The organism is Aquipseudomonas alcaligenes NBRC 14159, assembly GCF_000467105.1.
Classification (GTDB): domain Bacteria; phylum Pseudomonadota; class Gammaproteobacteria; order Pseudomonadales; family Pseudomonadaceae; genus Aquipseudomonas; species Aquipseudomonas alcaligenes.
The window spans coordinates 1-2362 of sequence record NZ_BATI01000091.1 but is presented as its reverse complement, the minus strand read 5'-3'; the positions used below and the strand labels follow the sequence as shown (position 1 = coordinate 2362).

Here is a 2362-nt window from a genome sequence, read left to right as displayed (position 1 = left end):
AGCCCAGCAGGTGCATCAACGCGAAGACGTGGTCCGTGAACCCTGCCGTGTCGGTGTAGTGCTCCTCGATCCGCAGGTCGGATTCGTGATACAGCAGGCCGTCGAGCACGTAGGTCGAGTCGCGCACGCCGACGTTCACGACCTTGGTGTGGAACGGCGCGTACTGGTCGGAGATATGGGTGTAGAACGTCCGCCCTGGGCTGCTGCCGTATTTCGGATTGATGTGGCCGGTGCTCTCGGCCTTGCTGCCGGTGCGGAAGTTCTGGGCGTCCGACGATGACGTGGTGCCGTCGCCCCAATGCTCGGCGAAGGGATGTCGGAACTGCGCGTTGACCAGCTCGGCCAGTGCCGCCCCGTAGGTTTCGTCGCGGATGTGCCAGGCTTGCAGCCAGGCCAGCTTGGCGTAGGTCGTGCCGGGGCACGATTCCGCCATCTTGGTCAGGCCCAGGTTGATCGCGTCGGCGAGGATCGTGGTCAGCAACAGGTTTTTGTCCTTGGCCAGGTCGCCTGACTTCAGGTGGGCGAAGTGCCGGGTGAAGCCCGTCCATTCGTCTACCTCCAGCAGCAATTCGGTGATCTTGACGTGCGGTAGGATCATCGCCGTCTGGTCGATCAGGGCCTGTGCGGTATCGGGCACCGCCGCATCGAGCGGCGTGATCTTCAGGCCCGACTCCGTGATGATGGCGTCCGGCAGCTCGTTGGCCAGCGCCATGCGGTTGACGGTGGCGAGCTGCGTTTCCAGCAGCGTCAGCCGGTCATGCAGGTACTGGTCGCAATCGGTGGCCACGGCCAGCGGCAATTCGCTGGCCTGCTTGAGGCTGGCGAATTTCGCGGGCGGCACCAGGTAGTCCTCGAAGTCCTTGAACTGGCGCGAGCCTTGCACCCAGATGTCGCCGGAGCGCAGCGCGTTCTTCAGCTCCGACAGCGCGCACAGTTCGTAGTAGCGCCGGTCGATGCCGGTGTCGGTCATCACCAGCTTCTGCCAGCGCGGCTTGATGAACTCGGTCGGCGCGTCGGTGGGCACCTTGCGGGCGTTGTCGCTGTTCATGCTGCGCAGCACCTCGATGGCGTCGAGTACGTCCTTGGCGGCGGGCGCGGCCCGCAACTTGAGCACGTCGAGAAATTCCGGCGCGTAGCGGCGCAGCGTGGCGTAGCTCTCGCCGATGCGGTGCAGGAAATCGAAGTCCTCGGGTTGCGCGAGCCGCTGCGCTTCGGTGACGCTCTCGGCGAAAGCATCCCAGGACATGACGGCCTCGATGGCGGCGAACGGATCGCGGCCCGCTTGCTTGGCCTCGATCAGCGCCTGGCCGATGCGCCCGAACAGCCGCACCTTGGCATTGATCGCCTTGCCGGATGCCTGGAACTGCTGCTGATGCTTGTTCTTGGCGGCATTGAACAGCTTGCCCAGGATGCGGTCATGCAGGTCGATGATTTCGTCGGTGACGGTGGCCATGCCCTCGATGGCGAGCGCCACCAGGGTCGCGTAACGCCGCTGCGGCTCGAACTTCGCCAGGTCGGCGGGCGTCATCTGGCCGCCCTCGCGGGCGATCTTGAGCAGCCGGTTCTGGTGAACCAGCCGCTCGATGCCGGAGGGCAGGTCGAGCGCCTGCCACGCCTTGAGGCGTTCGATGTGTTCCAGCATGTGCCGCGAGTTCGGTTTGACCGGGGATTGCCGCAGCCAGGCCAGCCACGTCGTCTTGCCGTTGTCGCGGCGCTTGAGCAGATCGTCGAGGCGACGGCGATGCACGTCCGTCAGCGGCTCAGCCAAGGCGTCGTAGAGACGCCGGTTGGCGCGGGTAATCGCTTCGGCGCTCGCCCGCTCGACGGCGTTGAGGGCGGGCACAATGACCGACTGCCGCCGCAGGTGCTCGATCAAGGCTCTGGCCAGCACGATGCCCTTGTCGGTTTGCATGGCCAGCTCGGTCAGCAACTGGACAGCCTGCCGGTAGTGGCCAATCGTGAACGGCTGGAAGCCGAACACCGTTTGCAGCTCGACCAGGTGCTCGCGTCGGGTCTGCTCACGCTGCCCGTACTCGTCCCAGCTTTCGATGCCGACCTTGAGCTGGTTGGCGACCAGTCTCAGCAATGGCGGGAACGGTGGCTCATCAGCGCCAAGGATGACGCCGGGAAAGCGCAGGTAGCAGAGCTGCACCGCGAAGCCCAGCCGATTGGCCGGGCCGCGCCGCTGCCGGATGATGGAGAGGTCGCTTTCGCTGAACGTGTAGTGACGGATCAACTCATCCTTGGTGTCCGGCAACGCCAGCAGGCTTTCGCGCTCGGCGGCGGAGAGGATCGAACGGCGGGGCATGCGGTTTCCTTCTTCTTGAAAACGTAGGTTTGTGACAAGCCCGCCAAGGCAACC

General features: G+C 65.0%; 1 protein-coding gene. It reads right to left on the bottom strand.

The window, feature by feature from the left end; translation table 11 throughout:
* Positions 1-2308, bottom strand: a 2308-nt coding sequence (locus PA6_RS22135; protein WP_021703188.1) for a Tn3-like element ISPa38 family transposase, incomplete at its 3' end; no start/stop codon positions are given.
* Positions 2309-2362: the final 54 nt, after the last annotated feature.